Source organism: Xanthobacter autotrophicus ATCC 700552, from assembly GCF_043194565.1.
Classification (GTDB): domain Bacteria; phylum Pseudomonadota; class Alphaproteobacteria; order Rhizobiales; family Xanthobacteraceae; genus Xanthobacter; species Xanthobacter autotrophicus_F.
The window spans coordinates 1-1,501 of sequence record NZ_JBAFVS010000063.1; the positions used below are offsets into that span (position 1 = coordinate 1).

Below are 1,501 nucleotides of genomic sequence, written 5' to 3' on the forward strand. Positions count from 1 at the left end.
CAAAAGGCTTCGAGGGAATAGCCTTCTTCGCCTCCAGCCCGGCCGCGCCGACCACCAAAGATCCTAGGGTTGAACAGCCCTGCCTCTCCCGCGACCTCGGTCATGTCGTCCGAGCCGTGCCAGCGGAAGAAGACGGCGGTGCGAGCGTATTCGAGCCGGAGCGATGCGGTGAGTGCTCCGACCGTGATTTCGCCGTGTCCGCGGTCGTCGAAGGCAACCCTGGCAGGGCCGAGGAGGTCGAGATCGTCCACTCCCCACAGATCGGATTGGACGATACGCCAGCGGCCGATCAGGGCGCAGTCGCGGGCGGCCATCAGGATGCTCCCGCGAGGAGCTTGGGCAGTCGCACGAGGTTGTAGGCGGCGGCCGCGAAGGTGAAGGCCCATCCGACCCGATCGACCCCACGCAGCTTCGGCCGGTCGAGCCCGGCCACGGCCTTCATCCAGCCGAAGCCCTCCTCGATGCGCTTGCGGATGCGCTGGCTGACGGCATAGCCGGGATGGCGGGTGGTGCGGCCGTCGATGGCCGAGCGGCCGCGGCTTCGGGTGAGGTTCTGCGCCACATGCGGGCGCACGTTCATCGAGCGCAGTTCGTTGACGAAGTCCTCGGCGTCGTAGCCGCGGTCGGCGCCCAGCGTGATCGGCCGCGGCCGGTCGGCCCGGGACTCGATCATCGCCAGCGCCGCGATGCGCTCGGCGTGGCCGGAGACCTTTGTCAGGCAGGCATCGACGAGGAGGCCGGAGCGGTTCTCCATCAGGGCATGGCCGAGGAAGGCGAGCTTGGCCTCCATGCCGGGACCCTTGCGGTAGAGCTTGGCGTCCGGGTCGGTGGTCGAGGCATGGGTCGCGTTCGAGCGCGTCTCGCCGCGGAAGTCGGCCTCGGCATTGCGCCCGCCAGGGGCCGGCGGGTCAGTCGGACCGGAGCTGTCCCCGAGGCCGTCCTTGGCCTTGAAGCTCTTCATCGACGCCCAGGCCTCGACGAGCGTGCCGTCGACGCTGAAGTGCTCGCTCGACAAGAGCCGCTTCACCCGTGGCTGGGCCAGCACGGCTGACAGGAACTGGGCGGCGATGTCGCCGGCGAGCAGGCGGTCGCGGTTCTTGGAGAAGCTCGAATGATCCCAGGCGGGATCGTCAATGCCGAGCCCGACGAACCAGCGGAACAGCAGGTCGAAGTCCAGCCGCTCCATGAGCTGACGCTCCGAGCGGATCGAGTAGAAGGCTTGCAACAGCATGGCCCGCAACAGCCGCTCCGGCGGGATCGACGGCCGACCGAGACCCGAATAGAGCGCCCTGAAGTCGCTCCCCAACGCAGCCAGCGCCTCGTTCACCAGTTCCCGGATCGCCCGAAGCGGATGATCCACCCGCACCCGAGACTCCAGGTCCACGTAGCTGAACAGCGCCCTCGTGCTCTCGTCCGATCCCCGCAAATCAACCCTCCCACGCCAGCAAGGGGGATTGAATCACGCCGACATGCGTCGGGCGAGCGACTTCTTCAACAGCCT

The 1,501-nt window shown here is 68.0% G+C and carries 2 protein-coding genes; both read right to left on the reverse strand.

What is annotated here, in order from left to right; genetic code table 11:
• Positions 1 to 314, reverse strand: a 314-nt coding sequence (locus V5F48_RS24885) for a hypothetical protein (protein ID WP_394260632.1), incomplete at its 3' end; no start/stop codon positions are given.
• Positions 314 to 1,426 (reverse strand): IS5 family transposase, encoded by a 1,113-nt coding sequence (locus V5F48_RS24890; protein WP_394260633.1) that lies wholly within the window; start codon positions 1,424 to 1,426, stop codon positions 314 to 316. The genes V5F48_RS24885 and V5F48_RS24890, both read right to left, overlap by 1 nt.
• Positions 1,427 to 1,501: the final 75 nt, after the last annotated feature.